Below are 17,424 nucleotides of genomic sequence, written 5' to 3' on the forward strand. Positions count from 1 at the left end.
ATTTGAGGGTACATAAAAATTTGATAAGTTGCATGAATATTATTTTCATAATGATTCCACTTAGTGCTAACTGGATCTATAAAAACCTTAAGATAGTGATCATATGGGGAAATGAAAGGGAGTAATTGTAATGATTCAATCAATCGAAAGAGCTATGTTAGTTATAAATATACTGGCGAAGCATCCGAAACGTTTTTTTACTGTGCAGGAAATTTTTAATGAAACAGACTTGCCAACGAGCACAATTTACAGATTATTATATACATTAGAAAGTTTTGATTTAGTAGAGAGAAATGAGAATAAAAAGGAATTTCGACTGGGCTATACATGGTTGCAACTTGGCATGAAAATGTATCACGAGACGGATATTAGAGAAAAAGCGCATCCTCTGTTAGAAAACCTTGCATATAATGTTCGCGAAACAATCTATTTAAGTATCGCCAAACAGTTTGCATCCATTATTATTGATCGAATTGATAGTCCTAAAAATGTCCGTATTATTGATATGATTGGCGAAAAAATCCCTTATCCTATCGGAGCTCCTAATAAAGTGTTGCTTGCGTTTTCTAAAAGCGATGTACAGGAACAATTTTTGAAACAACTTGAGGAGCCAGAGAAAGAAAAATTGATTGAGAACCTCAATGGTGTGAGAGAAAAAGGCTTTGCCATAAGCATTGGAGAAAAAACAAAGGGGACAGTATCCATAGCAGCTCCTATATTTGATTCAAATAAACAAATAATTGCAGCCATTAGTGCAGAGTGTTTTGAATATGATACAGATGAGGAAAAATTAGAGAGTATAACACAGGAAGTCATTAAAACAGCTCAGCAGCTGTCCTATGAATTAGGGTATATATAATAATTTCTTACTTAGATAAAAACCATCTAGTGTCAATATTATGTTGACGTTAGATGGTTAATTTTTTTCATGAAAAGGGGTTACTTTAGTTTTTCAATTATTGTTGCCTGCTATTCACAATCCTTTGATAATAGTGACCTTTCGTAGGTTGTACATTTAGCAATAGTAGAATAACAGCTACAACCAACATCATAAAGGATGCACTAACGACAACGGAGCGTATTGTTATCCATTCAGCAAAAATCCCAAAAATAGCAGTAAGTATAATAATAAAAAGGGCTTCAAAAAATCCATAAATACTTCCTATTCGACCCATGCTCTTAGAGGGGATATTATTTTGATAAAATGTATAAAATCCTGTATTCGCAAAGGCGGTTGCAAAGGATAAGACAAAGCAACCTAAAGCAGCTATAAAAAAAGAAAATGATGATGTAAATATTAAATAACCTAATGCTGTTATGAGAGATCCCATACCTATTAACCAAGAAGTTGGTATTTTTTCAACAATAACGGAATTAGTTAGCGAGCCAATTAATACACCCACTCCCGCAATACTGACTAAAATACCATATTCTCCTTCAGATAAAGCTAATATTTGTGTTGCAAAGGCAGCCTCTAAAGAATCAGTAGCTGTCATCAAGACAATAGTGATGCTAAACAATAAATAAATGACCATTACATAGGAATTTTTTAAGCTAAAGCGTATGACCATTTGCCAATCTTGAAGCAATACGCGATAAAGCGATGTTTTTTCAGTATTACGATCAAACTTTTCAAAGGCTTCAACATTGGGCATTTTGAACGTTATACAGGCTGATAGAAATAAAGCAATCGCGTTTAAATATATAGCCATATGAGGTGTTCCGACTGTAAATAGCAAGCCTGCAATAGCTGGTCCAGTTAGAAATGCACCAGAGTCGAGCAAGCTGCGTAATGAATTAAAACGTTTCCTTTGTTCGATAGGTATTAACTTAGTGATATAAGTCATAGATGTTGGATGATACATAGAGCTAGCAACTGTAATGATAAAGACAAAGACATACATCCACACTAGGCTAGAAAAGAAGGGGAGTATGACAATGAGTATAGATTGAAAAATATTTAAAATAATCATTAGCTTTTTCTTATTAAAACGATCGATTAGGCTTCCTGACCAAAAATTAGTGAACAAGGATGAGATTGCTCTTACTATATACAAGCCAGAAACAGCCAGAGCAGATTGTGTAAGATTTAATACAAGGAGATTTAAGGCAATAAAATAGATCCATCCACCAGTACTGGAAACACCAATACTACATAATAGAATGGCAGGATACCGCCAGCTCTCTAAAGATTTTCTCATATAAATTCCTCCTTAAGCAAAATGATGATTTGCAAAATAAAAAATCCCACCCCCAAGACGATTAGTCTTAGGGACGAGATTGTGGAATTTATATACTCACGTGGTGCCACCCTAGTTCACTATTATGTCACCATAATAGCCTTTCAGTACGGCATAGTGTCTATGCTTATACTGTAACTCTATAACGGGAGTTCCCGTCGCACCATCATTCAAACAAAATCCAATGCGCTACTCCGAGACTTGTTTCAATAATTCGTTCTTACTCGTTTTCAGCAATCCGAGCTCTCTGGGAAGAACAGCCTTATTTACTCTTCTCTTCAATGTATTTTTGCTAGTGTAGCATATGTACATGATTCTGGTAAATAGTACTATAAAAATATTACTAATAATTTTGTAGAAAGATTTTTAATTGTGTCATCAGCGATTGGCAGTGCTGTATGGATAAATCAACATTCAAAGGAATTTCAAGGGAATGATCGAGGTCCTCAAAAACAGCAAGCTGAAGAGTAGTAAGTTGCGCCAGTTTTTCCTGTGAATAATAAGGATCCGCAGTACCGATTGCCAAAAATGCATGTTTGTCTAATAGATTTGCCATTGTATGTTGAAGAGATAGTAATGGGGTGAAGAGAATATAACGAGCAGGAATAAAAGGAGTCTGCTGCATATAAAAGTCGATAATAGGCATAGTACCTAAAGATTTTCCTAGATAGACGACTTCTCTATAAGGTTTTGATTGCAAACTGTTTTCTACAATAGGGTTGGCAACATGATAGACCATTTTTGATATGGCTTGTGAGTCCTGTTCGAATTGCTGTTGCTCAAACGTATAATTGATTTGAATGACATCATAGCCAAGTTCTAGCATTAATGCCGTAGAATAATAAAGTATAGGTTTATCATAGGTATAGCCCGTGCCGGAGAACATAAAGCATAACTTATCGCTTTTTCTATCAAAAAAGTTGTAGGATGTACCGTTATACATGGCTTGCTTAGGTTTGATTTTCATGAAGATTCCTCCATTTATAGTAACGATAGTTTATAATTGTACTATAGCAAAGGGGGAGAAATTTATGAAGGCTATTATTATCAATGAGTTTGGTGCACCTAATGTTTTAACACCTATTGATTGTCCAAAGCCTACTATTTCTGAGGGTGAAATCTTAATACGGACAACCTATACAAGCCTCAATTTCGCAGATATTAAAAACCGTACAGGTAATAAAGCTAAAGCAAAATTTCCGATGGTTCTTGGTTTAGATGTTGCAGGGGTGATAGAAGAAGTTTTTAATGATAACAGTGGCTTTCAAAAGGGTGACCAAGTTATCGCCTTCCCGAAAAACGGTGCTTATGCAGAATTTGTTGTAGCAAAGGAACAACTGGTTTTTAAAGTTCCTAGTGATGTACCAATCGAGAAGGTGGCAGCTGTACCGACTGTTTTATTTTTATCGTATATGTTAACACATCAAATAGCAGCAATTGGTCAGCAGGATGCCGTCTTAATTCATGCTGCTTCTGGTGGAGTCGGGACAATGCTTATCCAAATGGCAAAAAGGCTAGGAGCTAAACTGATTATTGGTACGGTGAGTAATTTGGAGAAGGCCTCAATCGTTTATCAGCTCGGCGCAGATCACGTGCTTACATATGATCAATTCAGTACACATGTCAATGAACTAACAAAGGGTCGTGGCGTTGATATCGTGTATGATTCCATTGCAGGAGCTGTCACAGAGGAAAGTTTAACTTGTTTAGCGCCCTATGGCACGCTTGTTCAATTCGGGAATAGTGGAGGCAGAGCAGGCAATATAAAAACATCAGATTTACACAGTAGCTGCCGCAATATAAAAGGATTTAGCTTAGGTACGACAAGAGCATTGAAGCCAGAACTGTTACAGCAGGTTGCACAGGATATTTTTTCTTTGTTAAAAGATGATAGTTTCCAGGTGCCAATTGCTAAAATATTTCCCTTAGAGGAAATGCAAAAGGCCCATGAATTTATGGAAAGTCGCCAGCATCAAGGGAAAATACTTATTAAAATATAAAAATACAAAAAGATGACGCTCCAAAATGGGTGTCATCTTTTCAACGTCTATCAGCAATCTAGTTCAGTAAGCTTTTCATAAATACGTCTTTTTCGGTACAGCATCGTACCAGTTTCGGCTACATCCTGAATCATGCCTTTATTGGCATAGGCTCCAAAAACCATCCCTGCAATAGGAATCATTTGAAACAGCTTTTTCCAGCCTAGTTGATCTCGATACGTGTAAAATACTTCCTGCCATCCTTGAAGCTGAGAAATCATATTATCTGAAGCCTTTTTCGAGCTGTTCATAGTAGAAAGCTCCTGTAGGATTGCTTCTTTACCAACAATATCAGCAGAAGTAAATTGTAGACATTTTACAATAAAAATACGTTCCATTTTATCATTCGGATCATAGCCATGAATGATCGCTATTTCTTGCAATGTTTTGAGTGCAGTTCCTAAAATCATTGGAATATCAATAGCTAAAGTAAAGATGCCACCAAAGCCAGTAGAGGCTCCTTGTACAGTAGCAAATTTTACACGGTCATTTTGTAATTGATCACTGAGAGTGATCATGTCCTCTAAAGGAATCTGACCAATATCAGATATAGTTAAAATATGCTGTGTGGAAGAATAGTCACGGATTTTTTGTATCATGGCTTGTTCATTGATTAAATACTTTCCACCTGACTGAATATAATTGCCAAGTTCATCGACCAATAAAGCAATTTTGTTTTGAAGAAAGGCGGGTGTCACTTTATCTAATAATTTAAATGGTATTCTCCCTAGTTTCTCCCAAAACCATAAATCCTTTTGATCTTTTTCCCACACTTGAATCTCTTGTAAATGCTGCTCTAATAACTCTCGGTTCTCCATGATTGTCTTATCCCCTTATGTGTCCATTTAACTTTAAATACGAAAAATACTATATAAAGTTTCGCTTTATTTAAATGAGATTTCGACAAACTAATGAATCACATGCTATTGCCAAACGGACGCAAGGAGTGCAATTCCTTCATTTATTTGCTGAAGCGTCAGTCCACCATATCCTATAATGACCATCGTTTCATTCGTACCATCCTGATAGGAGGTAGAGCATGGATAGACTTGAACTCCTACCTCTTGAGCAAGCTGGATCGCTCTACTCTCGGTGAGATGTTGGGGTAGCTTGATGACAATATGTAGTCCAGATTTTTCACCGATTACTTGAAATTCATTTGAAAAATGTGTAGAGATGGCGGTCAATAATGCTTGCTGCTTTTTACGATAGATTGTTCGCATTTTTGCTAAATGCTTATCGAATAGACCTTGTGCAAGAAAGTCTGCTAAGACAAGCTGGTCTACTTTGGAAACGACTGATTTTTGCTCATCATGAAAAGTCATAAACGGTCCTACTAGAGACTTTGGAAGGATCATATAACTAATGCGTAATGATGGAAGCAATGTTTTCGAGAATGTTCCGAAATAAATGACATGCTGAAGCTGATCCATTTTGGCTAAAGAGGGAATTGGCAGCCCCTTATAACGAAATTCGGAATCATAATCATCTTCTATAATAAGAGCCTCGTTCAAGTTAGCCCATTGTAACAGTGCTGCTCTTCTTTCCATGGTCATAATCATGCCTAAAGGAAATTGATGAGCGGGTGTTGTGTATAACATGTGAATTGTTTTTAGAGGTAGGGTAATTCCTGAATAATCCACAGGTATCGCCTCTGTGGACAATCCACATTGCTGAAAAATGGCACGTACTCGTTTAAAGCCTGGCTCCTCTAATCCAACGCGTGTCGCTGGACCAAGAAAATGACAAAGAGCCTGAAGCTGGCTTTGTGTACCACTATAAACAAATACCTGTGAAGCATCACAACTAACCCCACGAGAACGTTCTACATAGCGAGCAATCTCTGTGCGTAAAATTGTCTCTCCTGCCCAAGGGCTTGTTGATAAGTTGTTACTATTAAAGTGCTTTTTTATAAGCTTGTGCCAAGCAGTATAGGGAAAAGCCTCGTTATCCACATGCCCATTAGTAAAATCAAATTGTATATTGTTAGGGTTACTATTACTTGTAGCAGACTCATGCTGGGGTACTTGCTGTAGCCAATCAAATTCAAAGGGAGCAATAAAATAGCCAGATCGCTCTTTGCTATAAATATAGCCTTCTGCAAGTAATTGCTCATAGGCTTCTTTTATAGTGTGTACACTCACATCCAATGTTAGGGCGAGAGCTCGCTTAGAAGGCAATTGTTCGTGAGCAAGTAATTTTTTAGTGATAATAGCATGCTTTATTTCTTCATAGATTTGAATGTATTTCGCCAAATCCCCTCTAAATATAATGGCTAGCTCCACATAGATGCCTCCTTTGGTATGGTTGATTTTTTAGTAATTGGTTATATCTATCATATCAATTTTACCGTTAAATAAGTAAAAAAGGAGTGAAGTGTAATGGAATTTATAACATTAGAAAATAAAGTGGTTAAACTAAAACCTTTAGAATTGAGCGATTTACCAGAAATTTTAGAGACAGGGCGTTATCCAGAAATTTGGTCACATATGTCCACAACGATAGAAAAAAAGGAGGATGTGAATAACTTTGTGGAAAACGCATTAAGAGCCAAAGACGAAAAAACAGAATTTCCATTTGTGATTGTGGATAAACAATCAGGGGATATTATTGGTTCTACTCGTTTTATGGATATTGATGACAAGCATCAGCGATTAGAAATTGGCTATACATGGCTAACACCCGCATACTGGCGTACAGCTATTAATACTAACTGTAAGTATTTGCTCTTACAACACTGTTTTGAGCACTTTCATTTACAACGCGTTCAAATAAAAACGGATCATGATAATATCCGTTCCCAAAAGGCAATTGAGCGAATTGGTGCCACAAAAGAGGGGATATTGCGTAATCATATGATTCGCAAGGATGGTACAACAAGGCATACCGTTATGTATAGCATTACAATTGAAGAATGGCCACAGGTGAAAAAACATTTAGAAAAGCTCTTAGTGCAATTTGGATAGTTATAGGTATAAAATGGTATTTATTTAATTCATAAAACCGTTTTTTCTTATAAAAAGTGTCAAAAAATAAAGGAAAGGGTAGAGTAGAGTACCGAAAAATTGAAAGAGGGTAATCTACTTGAAACCAAAATATACTTTAAGACAAATTTATGGTGATAATGCTGTGTACACACCAAGAACACCGTATAGTGATAATCCGTGGATGATGGATGATCCTCATAAGCTGGATGCTTTAACCTCAAGAGAAGTTGCTATTGCTGATATCCCGGTGCTAGTACATCGAGCCACACAAACAGAAAAATCCCAAGAGCTTCATCAACTAGCAGGATTACCATGGATTGAACAGCCCTATAGCTATGAGACACAGGAGGAATATTTGGCACTGATCCAAACTTGGTGTGAGGAAGGGAAGACCATTGTATGCCAATATATACATGACCTGGAGCATATGGATCGTCAATGTTATTGGATGGATGCAGAGAAATTTAATGAGTTGAATACAAAAGCATATATCGATCATTTAATCGATAGCAAATTTGTGCCAAGTCGTCTAAATGTGGAGACGTATAGACTTTCAGATGCCATTAAAAATTGGCAGCCACCTGTAGTACTAAAGCCTGGCGATGATTCTCCAACATCGGGAGGATATGGCGTAACCATTTGTCATAACAAAGAGGAACTGACAGAAGGTTTACGTCAATTTCGGATGACGGGAACTGAAAGTATAATCATTGAGGAGCTTTTACAGACAAAGGACAACTATAGCTGTCAATTTGTTTACTCGGAGGAGCTTGGCATTCAATACTTAGGAGCTTCCCAGCAAATTACGGATGACAACGGCATTTATGAGGGGAATATCATTGTAGATAAAGTACCCGAAAAAGTAATTGAAGTAGGAAAACATATTATGGAACGCGGTGTTGAGGAGGGCTTTGTTGGTGTGGCAGGCTTTGATTTAATTGTCACTGAAGCTGGTGATGTTCAAGCGATAGACTTAAATTTCCGTCAAAATGGTTCAACCTCTATGCTGATGTTTCATGAGGATTTAGGAAAGCCCATCAATAAATTTAGCTCCTATTCAGCACAAAGCCCACAACAGAATGATTACTTCTATCAAACAATCAAAAAATTTATAGAACAGGGAATGTTATTTCCCTTATCTTTCTATGATGGAGATTATTTTGAGGAGCCCGTAGCTTCTAGATTTGTCGGTGTATGGTACGCAGATACGCTAGAAGAGATTGAAAAGCTGGAAAAGGAATTATTATAGGTAGAAAAGAATGGTCTTTAATCGACCATTCTTTTCTTATAAATAATTGCTGCGATGAACCAAGAAATAAGGGACCATACTATAAACGTTACCATTAGAATGATTATATCTGTCGTGGAGTACTTCCCTTCTAATGCCTCTGCTAAAAGTAATAATTGAGAGCTAGGTAGCCACTCCGCTATTTTTAAAATAGGGTAAGTAGAAGCAAAAGTCAGGGCAAGAGGACCGAATGAGAAAAGAAAGATTACAGGTAAAACAATTATTGAGCCTTCCATAATAGACTTAGCAAATAATCCACATATTGTTCCAAGTGCAATATAGAATACAGTAGATACTAGTAATGCTACAGATAAGATAGCTAGATTGGCAGGTGTATATCCAACTAGAAAGATAGACAGTGCCAGTACAACAACGGTCACGATGAGAACAAATAAACTTTTACCAATTAGAATATCTCCAAGTGAAGCAGGGGAAAGCATAAGGCTACGTAAAGTATTTTTTTCTTTTTCCTCTGCGATTAAACAGCATTGTATATAAGTTGTTACCATAGAAAACGTTATATTGATGGGTAGGAAATAAGCATTGATAGTAGACGCACCTGTTTTGTTGTATAAAAATGCCAAAATTAGAGGCAGAAGTATCATCGTTGATACGGCATAGTTACGAGAAAATTCCTTATAATCTTTCACTAATATTGCTTGAATACGTGTCATTGAAATGTTCATACCAAATCACTCCCTGTTATTTGCATAAAAATATCACCCAATGTCGGCTCGTTTGTATTAATTCTTGTCACTTCATTGGAATGCATCCATTGATACAGCTTCTCTGCATCTTGTGCACCGTTTTGTATAATCTCTTGTAAACCATTTTTGAGTTCAACTGTTATGGAATCAGTGCCAAATTCCTTTTTCAAGTCCTTTGGTGTACCTATTGCTCGAATTTTTCCCCTATGAAGGAAGGCTACACGGTCACAAAGTATCTCTGCTTCGCTCATATCATGAGTAGTTAAAAAAATCGTCGTACCCATGTCATTTAATCTTCGTAAGCCATTATAAATATGCTGGGTATTCACAGGGTCCAAAGCAGAAGTAGGCTCATCTAAAAATAATAATTCGGGCTTATGCATAATTGCACGAGCAAGTGTGACACGTTGAATCATTCCCTTTGAAAGCTGACTGATTTTCTTTTTACGTTCTGTATATAAGTTTACAAAGTCCAAAGCTTCTTTTACAGCAGAGTGAGATAGCTGATATAAATTACTATAAAGTAATAAATTCTCTTCAATAGTTAGTCTTGTATACAAGCCACTATTATCTGTTAAAATACCAAAACGTTTACGATTTTGACTTTTCTTCATTTCAGAGGCTGGTTGCCCAAATAACAGAACATTGCCTGCCGATTTATCTGTTTGTGCCGTTAATATTTTAATAGTAGTTGTTTTACCAGAACCACTTGGCCCAAGAAAGCCGAATATTTCCCCTTTCTTAATCATAAAAGAAACATCCTGTAATGCTGTTTCATTATTAAATGTCTTTTTCAAGTTTTGTACATCAATCACTGCATTCATGTGTAAACCTCCTGTTTGTTGTTGATGTCTACACTATAAATAACAAGCAAAAGGAACACAGTAAAAAATGGGTGAACAGCAGAAAATTGAGCATAGGAAGAACAATATCGAAGGTGACAGGAGTCGTTTATTTCCTGGGAAATCTACTAAATTCCGAGTATTTCCTTTAAATTTGCAAGTTTATTTTTCGACAGTGGAACCACAGTTTTTTCTGTACTGTTGAGTGCTAGGCTATAGCTATTACGTGTCCAAGTAATGATCTCTCGAACCTTTTGTAGGTTAACAATATAAGAACGATGACTTCTAAAAAAGCCGAATGGTGTCAATTTTTGTTCTAGTTCATTTAGTGATAGAGTACACGGGTATGCTTCACCCGCTACATAAATAGATACTTCTCCTTCAACACTTTCAATATAATCAATTTCTGGTGGATTAAATAAAATAATCTTATCATTTTTCTTTGTTGGGATTTTATCCAGTCGAATGGGTGTATTTTTAAGGGGCTGAGGCGTTTGCTCTATGTCAACCTCTTTTATGTCTAAAGCATGTAAGTCAGTTCCATCTAATCGATGTATAGATGTACTTGCAACCATTAAATCTTCTAGATTATTTGATAATAAAATGATAATTTTATGCTCTTTCACAAGATTTTTTAATAACTGTTGGACAGTTTGTTTCGAAAATTCATCTATATTTTGAAAGGGTTCTTCTAAAATTTGAATAGATGCCGGATGTAGGTACGTATTCAATAATTTTAATCGCTGCTTTTCACTATTAGAAAGCTTACTAATTCTATTGTTTTTTTGTTCAGTAAGCTTAAAAAGCTTCAATAAATTCTCTGTTTCATTAGTTGGGCGATTAAAAAGTTTCAAAAAGAACTGGATGTACTCGCGAGCTGTGAGTCGTTCATATAATGCACTTTCACGAAAATAAGTACTAGTATCATTTTGTTTCATAAACCATTGCATTAAAGTATGTATTTTGGAAACGTCTGTGTAGATGCCGATAATCGTGCCAGGTTGTAGAGAAAGATGAAAGCTTGGATAAATAACATTGCCAGCTTCAATATATGGATCAACCTGAATATCAATATTTTGTTCCACGTTCATTCCTCCTAAATTTTGCCAGCTTGTAAAAAGTATTTGATATCAGTGTGTGCTTGTGAGTGGCTCATTTGACAATAGTTTGAGTTAGAGGCATCCATAAAGCCATGTAAGCCTGGGTATTGTTTGATCTGAACATTCGGTATGCTAGCAAGTGCCTTCTTTAATAATTGAACATCAAAGCTACTTTCATGGCTAGGTAAAATGACCAAAGTTGGGCAAGATGGTATGTTATCAAGGTATTGACGGATCCGTGATCCATATACACAAATGACACGGTGTAGGGGGAGTGTAATTAATCGCCAGGCTAAAGTTGCACCTACACTATAGCCAATTAATATTACCTCATCGTAATTTTCACAAGCCTCCAATAATTTTTGTGAAAGGAACTCAAGAGGAGCATCGAAGCCAACTGTCTGTACGAAAAAATCATAGGCTTGTTTTTCCTGTTCATATGGAAAGGAAAGTCCCTCAGGATAGAGTGAAATAAGGGAAACGGTAGTGTCTTCATCACAATATACTTGCACCTGTTCTTCAATAAAATGATTAACCCCATAGATTTCATGTAATATAAAAACTTTTCTTTTCATTACGACCTCTATTATCTTTTTTCCAATAGTGTATCAAAAAGTAAGTATAACGTATATTTAGCTTTCAAAAAGTGCAACGATGGACATTTTTACGTTTATGCACAAAAAAACACAAATTTGTTCATCGGGTATTATATGTACTCCGAAAAACGGATTTGCTATTATCTTTTTGATAATGATTCTCATTATTGCATTGGAAAACTAAAGGAGGATATACAATGAAGAAGCCATGGATAATGATGTTATTCACATTGTTACTATCAGTGTTGCTAGTAGCATGTAATAATGCCGAAGTGAAAGTAGCGAATCAACCCGAAAAAGAAAAAGAGGAGATGAAGGGGGAACCTTCCATTTATCCTCTGACATATACAGATGCTCTAGGAAAAGAAGTAATCATTGAGAAAGAGCCGAAGCGTGTTATTTCTTTGATGCATGTATTATACCCAGATGTTTTATTAGCATTAGATACGAAGCCAGTAGGTATTGCAAATGCTGATACTATGTTTAATTTATGGGAATCCTATCAATCTTTTGTGAAAGAACAAAAATTTAAAGATATTGGTGATGTTAGAAGTCCAAGTCTTGAAAAAATAGTAGAACTAAAACCGGATTTAATTTTGGCTGCTTCAGGTGTGCATGATCAGCTATATGACCAATTATCAGCAATAGCACCTGTTGTATATTTAAATCAAAGAGCGATGTCTACTGATCAAGAGTTAGCCGTGACAGAAATTTCAAAGGTATTAGGGAAAGAGGAACAAGGAAAGGCGCTATTAGAAGAAGTCAGCGAAAAAATTACAGACGGCCGTGAAGCTTTAAAGAATTTTACAGCCAAAGGAGAAACAGTAGTTTTTACATCTGTAAATACGAAAGAAGGGTTTTGGATATATGGTAAAAATATTGCGCCAACGAATCCTGAACATGGTTTAGGTATTAAAGTTCCAGAAAATTACCCAGAAGATATAACAAAGGAAGTAAGTATGGAGGGAATGTCGGTCTTAAACCCAGATCACTTATTTATTTTCCTTGATAAGAGTGGAATTACCATGAGTGAAGAGGAATTTTTAAAATCCTATGAAGAGAGTGCAGTTTGGAATAACATCAATGCAGTGAAAAATAAAAATGTTTATATTGTGGATCGTTCCTTATTTGCACAGGATGCCCCAATTGCAACCATGTATGGAATAGATATAGTTGTAGATTTATTAAAAGATAAATAAGATTATGCTAAAAATGAAATAGTATGCCTAATGCATACTATTTCTCTTAGTGTTGAAAAACAAAACAGTCAATTGAAAGGTAGAAATGGATTTCCGTTGCAGGCTACTTGTTTTCCTGTGGGCGAGCGCCGAATCGCTTCCTCCGCTACCGCTCCGTTTAGAGTTTTGCCTGTCTCGCTATCCCACGGGAGTCACGTAGCCATAGCCGTGTCCTTAGTGATTTCCTTTATTCGTGGGTTCATATTTCTCTTATCAAGGTATAGATAAGTACACTTGATAAAGGAGGTCCAGCAAAATGAAACCAGAAAATATTCAATTACTTGCGCCACTTTTTCAGATACTTGGGAAAAATGAAGTAAAAGAGGTGGGTAGATTATCGGGTTTTATTCAACGCGAGCGTTCGTTTAGTGCGGCACAATTTTTACACTTTCTGTTTTTGAAAAAGAGTGAGATTATCAGTGATTCGCTTGAAACGCTTTGTACGGACTTGGCGGAGCAGGATATATTTATGACGAAATCGGCTCTTAATAAACGCTTTGATGAACGGGCTGTTACTTTTTTGGAAACCATTTTTGGACGATTATTCAAAACGCAGCTTCAACTCGCCTTCCCCAAGCTAACGGGATACACATTTACTCGAATACGTATTTTAGATAGCACAACGATCAAATTGCCAGATGCCTATCAGGGAAATTTTCAGGGTGTCCATTGTTCGTCTGTTAAAGTGCAAGTGGAGTTTGATTATTTAACCCAACAGCTACTTTATTTTGATTTAATGAACGGACGTGATGCCGATAATCCAGCAGGAATGACGCGATTACCTTTGATTCAGGAGAGAGAACTGGTTCTACAGGATTTAGGCTATTTTCAATTCGATTTTTTTAAAAAGGTGCACGCAAAAGGTGCTTTCTATATCACAAAAACGAAAAAAGATACGCAATTGTTTGTCGAAGTAAGTCATCCACCTCGTCATCCAAATGGGAAATTGATTGAAAGTCGCCGTTACAAACAAATTCATTTAGAAGAAATCGCATTAGAAATGGTACGTGGCGAATACAAAGAGTGGTCCCAATTATTTGTAGGACGACACGAAAAAATGCCTGCACGTTGTATTCTCTATCGCCTCTCAGAGGAACAGGAAAAAGAGCTACACAAGCGGGAAAAAAGAAGACGTCAAAAGAAACAAGGGCAAGTCCATAAAAATGAAGTAGAACAAATACCTGGAGTGGTCATCTATTTAACAAATGTACCAGAGGATATGCCAGCAAGTGAAATTCATGAACTTTACCGATTACGCTGGCAAATCGAGCTCTTATTTAAAACATGGAAATCAGATTTAGAAGTCGATAAGATGAAGAAGGTGAAGATTGAACGATGGTTATGTCATTTCTATCTTCAAAGTATTGTGCTTTTATTGACTGAAATGATCATGGGAATGATGAGAAATGATCTGTGGGTGACAAGAAAACGGAGGATTAGTGAAAGAAAGACGGTCCGGTTGATTGCGAAACAAATAAATCGACTTTTAAAAAGTATGTGGCATTCGAAAAAACAGCTATATGTCTATTTCGATACGCTCACCCGAAACGTTTCGTCATTTTGCCTAAAGTGTAAAAAACGCAAAACTTCTTAAAAGTCGATGTAAACCCAATATTTGGATGGATAATTTGTATAGTTTATTTAGTGAGGCCATTTTTCCCTCACTCCTTGTGTAATACCCATTTTAAACAGAAGATAAACACACGAAAATCTGGCATAGGATGTCTGATGTTTTCTTAAGGACACGGCTATGGTCACGTAGCCTTCCACTCCAACCCACTTTTTAGCAAATGTTTTCAAATAAAGGGAAGGTGTTCATTACTCTTTATGAAGAGGTGTTGTCACGCATCACTTTTCCACATTGAAAATAAGAGCTCATCCCCTCTAAGAATACAAATAATGGGTTATTTTGTTCGCTACGACCAGTATGAAAGATAAAGCAAAGACACTTTTGCAGCATGGTTGATTGGAGTGGAGCCAGCGTCACTCCTAGGGGATTTAGCGTCACAGAGGAGACCCTGGAGCGAACGGAAGTGAGTGAAGCGGCTCATCGGACGCCCCCTGGAAAGGACGCTGGCGGAACGGAAATCAACCCCTCGCCTTGCAAAGTTGCTTTTTCTGCCGTTGATATCATCTTTTTTCAACAACATGTGAAATAGTATGCCTAATGCATACTATTTCTTCCTTTATAAAGAAGAATGTTAATAAATGGTGACGGAATATGTATTATTATCATGTTTTGTAATAATTTCGTTTGATAATGATTATCATTATCGTATAATGGTATTAAGGAGGAAGTTCAAAGTAATTTATACAAGTAGAAATATACAGTAGGGCTGTCATGCAGTATTAGTCCAATTGTTTAGATAGGTAATGACAAAAAGAAAGGTGTGTTAAGTATTGTTAGAACAAGAATTGTATGATGTAACCATTATTGGTGGTGGACCAGCAGGTTTATATTCTAGCTTTTATTGTGGTTTACGTGAAATGAAAACCAAGCTAATTGAATCACAGCCACAGCTAGGCGGTAAAATTCATGTTTATCCAGAGAAAATGATTTGGGATGTTGGTGGTGTAACGCCTATTTCAGGGGGACAACTAATTAAACAATTAGTTGAGCAAGCCTTAACCTTTAATCCTTCTATATATACAAATGAAAAAGTGCTGTCCATTGCTAAAAATGAAGATGGTATTTTTGTCATCGCAGCGGAGTCAGGAAATATTCATTATTCCAAAACGGTTATCGTTGCTATTGGTGGTGGCATCCTAAATCCTCAAAAAATTGAGATTGAGGGCGCTGAACGCTTTGAAGTATCTAATTTAAATTACACAATTAAATCCTATGAAAAATTTAAGGATAAGGCAGTTATTATTTCAGGTGGTGGTAATACAGCGGTAGACTGGGCATTAGAATTAATGGAGATAGCATCCAAGGTCTATTTAACCTATCGAAAAGATACTTTATCTGCACACGAGGCTCAAATTACAGAGCTTACAAATAGTTCGATTGAATGCCATTTCAATTCTGAAATTACGAAGCTGATTGCAGACGATCAAGCCGGAATGATTAAGGCAATTGCTTTAACAAATCATGAAACAGGTACTGTAACGGAAATTCCTATTGATGAAGTGGTCATCAGTCATGGATATGTACGTGATAAAGAATTGTTAGATAATAGTCCGTTAGCCATTGATCGCAAAAATGATTATTTTATTGCTGGTACGATTAATAGTGAATCATCCATTCCAGGCCTTTATGCTGCTGGTGATATTTTGAGCCATGATGGTAAAATTCATTTAATTGCAGCAGCATTTCATGATGCACTTCATGCAGTGAATAGTGCGAAGAAGTATATTCAACCTGATGCTTCTGAGGGCGGTATCGTTTCCTCCCATAATGATATTTTCAAACAACGTAATCGTAAGCTATTACAGGAAAGTTTAAAATAATCGATTTGAGGAGCACTAATGTATTATTAGTGTTCCTTTCTTTTTGTCTTGATGTAACAATATGAAAAGAAGGGAGGCGTTCAACATAGACACACAAGAAATAATAGAATTCTATACAACTGCTCCATTAACATTTATAGATGTCATTACGGAGAAGATTTCTTCCGAAACAGTTGTCACGAATTACAAGACGATGACCAACGCAGCAGGTTTAATTTTTCCGATCAAGGGAGTAGCTGATGTACAAATTGAAGGTGAAAATTACCGCTTAGAAAAAGGGCAGATTGTCCATGTGGGTCCCAATTTACCTATACATCGTATAATTGCGAGCGACACTAAATTCGAGTATGCAGTCATTCATTTTCAACTAGCAGAAGGAGATAATGCAAAGTTCCCTCTCTATAATCGTCACTTTACTTTACAGGTAGGAGAACAAATCAAGTTAATGAATATGCTGCAGCAATTAATACAAAATTATCTTATGCGTAGTCATTTATCTTTTCTTCAATCTAAGGCTCTTTTTTTAAACATTTTAGAGGAAATGCTTTTAACCATTAAAATGATGGACTATCAATATAAAAAAGAAAACATAACGTTAATTATGGAGTATATACAAGAAAATTATACAAAGAATATGACTGTCATGGATATCGCAAAACATTTTAATATGGAACGAAGAAAACTGGCCTATCTATTTGAGAAAAAAATGGGTGTTAGTCCAAATGTTTATCTCACTGATTTGCGTATTCAAAAATCTAAAATTTTACTGAGAACTTCCCATTTATCTGTTAAAGAAATTGCAGAAAAAGTGGGCTATACAGACTATTTTTATTTTAGTCGTGTATTTAAAAAAATCACAGGGTTATCGCCAAGTCTCTTCCGTAAATATATGAATTAACAAACACCTAGTGGAAAAATAACTTTCATTAGGTGTTTT

Annotated in this window: 16 protein-coding genes and 1 other annotated feature; of the genes, 8 read left to right on the forward strand and 8 right to left on the reverse strand. The window is 36.2% G+C overall.

The annotated features are described in order from the left end of the window. The first annotated feature begins 130 nt into the window (after positions 1–130). Positions 131–859 carry an IclR family transcriptional regulator gene (locus tag MHB65_RS01670; RefSeq protein WP_342442288.1) on the forward strand — a complete coding sequence of 243 codons (729 nt, stop codon included), beginning with the start codon at positions 131–133 and terminating at the stop codon, positions 857–859. Between the two features lie 97 nt (positions 860–956). Here MHB65_RS01670 and MHB65_RS01675 read toward each other — a convergent pair whose 3' ends face one another. Beyond that, entirely contained in the window at positions 957–2,201 is a 1,245-nt protein-coding gene (locus tag MHB65_RS01675; RefSeq protein WP_342442289.1) for an MFS transporter, read from the reverse strand. A 66-nt stretch (positions 2,202–2,267) separates the two neighbouring features. Next, positions 2,268–2,531, reverse strand: a binding site (T-box leader). Between the two features lie 52 nt (positions 2,532–2,583). Beyond that, positions 2,584–3,207, reverse strand: a complete 624-nt coding sequence (locus tag MHB65_RS01680) for a hypothetical protein (protein ID WP_342442290.1) — start codon at positions 3,205–3,207, stop codon at positions 2,584–2,586. 64 nt (positions 3,208–3,271) lie between these two features. On the opposite strand from MHB65_RS01680, the gene MHB65_RS01685 reads away from it, so the two are divergent. Further along, positions 3,272–4,240, forward strand: a complete 969-nt coding sequence (locus MHB65_RS01685) for a zinc-binding dehydrogenase (protein WP_342442291.1) — start codon at positions 3,272–3,274, stop codon at positions 4,238–4,240. 50 nt (positions 4,241–4,290) lie between these two features. Here the strand turns inward: MHB65_RS01685 and MHB65_RS01690 are convergent, their stop codons facing one another. After that, a complete protein-coding gene (locus MHB65_RS01690) occupies positions 4,291–5,097 on the reverse strand; it encodes an EcsC family protein (RefSeq protein WP_342442292.1) in 807 nt (268 codons plus the stop codon). A gap of 105 nt (positions 5,098–5,202) precedes the next feature. Then, positions 5,203–6,564, reverse strand: a complete 1,362-nt coding sequence (locus tag MHB65_RS01695; protein WP_342442293.1) for a PLP-dependent aminotransferase family protein — start codon at positions 6,562–6,564, stop codon at positions 5,203–5,205. A 96-nt stretch (positions 6,565–6,660) separates the two neighbouring features. Between MHB65_RS01695 and MHB65_RS01700 the strand changes: the two genes are divergently transcribed. Both MHB65_RS01700 and MHB65_RS01705 read left to right on the forward strand, forming a co-directional pair. Further along, positions 6,661–7,245, forward strand: coding sequence for a GNAT family protein (locus tag MHB65_RS01700; RefSeq protein WP_342442294.1), 585 nt, complete (start codon positions 6,661–6,663; stop codon positions 7,243–7,245). Between the two features lie 118 nt (positions 7,246–7,363). Next, entirely contained in the window at positions 7,364–8,515 is a 1,152-nt protein-coding gene (locus tag MHB65_RS01705; RefSeq protein ID WP_342442295.1) for an ATP-grasp domain-containing protein, read from the forward strand. Between the two features lie 17 nt (positions 8,516–8,532). Here the strand turns inward: MHB65_RS01705 and MHB65_RS01710 are convergent, their stop codons facing one another. The 4 genes from MHB65_RS01710 to MHB65_RS01725 form a co-directional block, all read right to left on the reverse strand. Continuing rightward, positions 8,533–9,240 carry an ABC transporter permease gene (locus tag MHB65_RS01710; RefSeq protein ID WP_342442296.1) on the reverse strand — a complete coding sequence of 236 codons (708 nt, stop codon included), beginning with the start codon at positions 9,238–9,240 and terminating at the stop codon, positions 8,533–8,535. Continuing rightward, a complete protein-coding gene (locus MHB65_RS01715; protein WP_342442297.1) occupies positions 9,237–10,085 on the reverse strand; it encodes an ABC transporter ATP-binding protein in 849 nt (282 codons plus the stop codon). Before MHB65_RS01715 ends, MHB65_RS01710 begins: the two co-directional genes overlap by 4 nt. 146 nt (positions 10,086–10,231) lie before the next feature. Further along, complete coding sequence (locus MHB65_RS01720; protein ID WP_342442298.1) at positions 10,232–11,188, reverse strand: LytTR family transcriptional regulator DNA-binding domain-containing protein; 957 nt, start codon at positions 11,186–11,188, stop codon at positions 10,232–10,234. 11 nt (positions 11,189–11,199) lie between these two features. Next, positions 11,200–11,778 carry a dienelactone hydrolase family protein gene (locus MHB65_RS01725; RefSeq protein WP_342442299.1) on the reverse strand — a complete coding sequence of 193 codons (579 nt, stop codon included), beginning with the start codon at positions 11,776–11,778 and terminating at the stop codon, positions 11,200–11,202. A gap of 218 nt (positions 11,779–11,996) precedes the next feature. Between MHB65_RS01725 and MHB65_RS01730 the strand changes: the two genes are divergently transcribed. The 4 genes from MHB65_RS01730 to MHB65_RS01745 all read left to right on the forward strand — a co-directional run bounded on the left by MHB65_RS01730 (position 11,997) and on the right by MHB65_RS01745 (position 17,385). Then, the gene (locus MHB65_RS01730) at positions 11,997–12,998 is read left to right on the forward strand and encodes an iron-siderophore ABC transporter substrate-binding protein (RefSeq protein ID WP_342442300.1); all 1,002 of its coding nucleotides are present in this window, start codon (positions 11,997–11,999) and stop codon (positions 12,996–12,998) included. A gap of 295 nt (positions 12,999–13,293) precedes the next feature. Next, the gene (locus MHB65_RS01735; protein ID WP_342440973.1) at positions 13,294–14,631 is read left to right on the forward strand and encodes an IS4 family transposase; all 1,338 of its coding nucleotides are present in this window, start codon (positions 13,294–13,296) and stop codon (positions 14,629–14,631) included. Between the two features lie 806 nt (positions 14,632–15,437). Further along, positions 15,438–16,487, forward strand: coding sequence for an NAD(P)/FAD-dependent oxidoreductase (locus MHB65_RS01740; RefSeq protein WP_205446580.1), 1,050 nt, complete (start codon positions 15,438–15,440; stop codon positions 16,485–16,487). Positions 16,488–16,548: 61 nt separating this feature from the next. Then, a complete protein-coding gene (locus MHB65_RS01745; RefSeq protein WP_342442301.1) occupies positions 16,549–17,385 on the forward strand; it encodes an AraC family transcriptional regulator in 837 nt (278 codons plus the stop codon). Positions 17,386–17,424: the final 39 nt, after the last annotated feature.

It is taken from the genome of Lysinibacillus sp. FSL K6-0075 (genome assembly GCF_038592945.1).
Lineage (GTDB): Bacteria > Bacillota > Bacilli > Bacillales_A > Planococcaceae > Lysinibacillus > Lysinibacillus fusiformis_F.

What these genes read in the sequence shown, in the direction of transcription:
- MHB65_RS01715 (WP_342442297.1), bottom strand. Translation starts at nt 10,085, where the DNA reads ATGAATGCAGTGATTGATGTACAAAACTTGAAAAAGACATTTAATAAT.
- MHB65_RS01685 (WP_342442291.1), top strand. Translation starts at nt 3,272, where the DNA reads ATGAAGGCTATTATTATCAATGAGTTTGGTGCACCTAATGTTTTAACA.
- MHB65_RS01690 (WP_342442292.1), bottom strand. Translation starts at nt 5,097, where the DNA reads ATGGAGAACCGAGAGTTATTAGAGCAGCATTTACAAGAGATTCAAGTG.
- MHB65_RS01680 (WP_342442290.1), bottom strand. Translation starts at nt 3,207, where the DNA reads ATGAAAATCAAACCTAAGCAAGCCATGTATAACGGTACATCCTACAAC.
- MHB65_RS01670 (WP_342442288.1), top strand. Translation starts at nt 131, where the DNA reads ATGATTCAATCAATCGAAAGAGCTATGTTAGTTATAAATATACTGGCG.
- MHB65_RS01745 (WP_342442301.1), top strand. Translation starts at nt 16,549, where the DNA reads ATGAAAAGAAGGGAGGCGTTCAACATAGACACACAAGAAATAATAGAA.
- MHB65_RS01675 (WP_342442289.1), bottom strand. Translation starts at nt 2,201, where the DNA reads ATGAGAAAATCTTTAGAGAGCTGGCGGTATCCTGCCATTCTATTATGT.
- MHB65_RS01700 (WP_342442294.1), top strand. Translation starts at nt 6,661, where the DNA reads ATGGAATTTATAACATTAGAAAATAAAGTGGTTAAACTAAAACCTTTA.
- MHB65_RS01730 (WP_342442300.1), top strand. Translation starts at nt 11,997, where the DNA reads ATGAAGAAGCCATGGATAATGATGTTATTCACATTGTTACTATCAGTG.
- MHB65_RS01735 (WP_342440973.1), top strand. Translation starts at nt 13,294, where the DNA reads ATGAAACCAGAAAATATTCAATTACTTGCGCCACTTTTTCAGATACTT.
- MHB65_RS01725 (WP_342442299.1), bottom strand. Translation starts at nt 11,778, where the DNA reads ATGAAAAGAAAAGTTTTTATATTACATGAAATCTATGGGGTTAATCAT.
- MHB65_RS01710 (WP_342442296.1), bottom strand. Translation starts at nt 9,240, where the DNA reads ATGAACATTTCAATGACACGTATTCAAGCAATATTAGTGAAAGATTAT.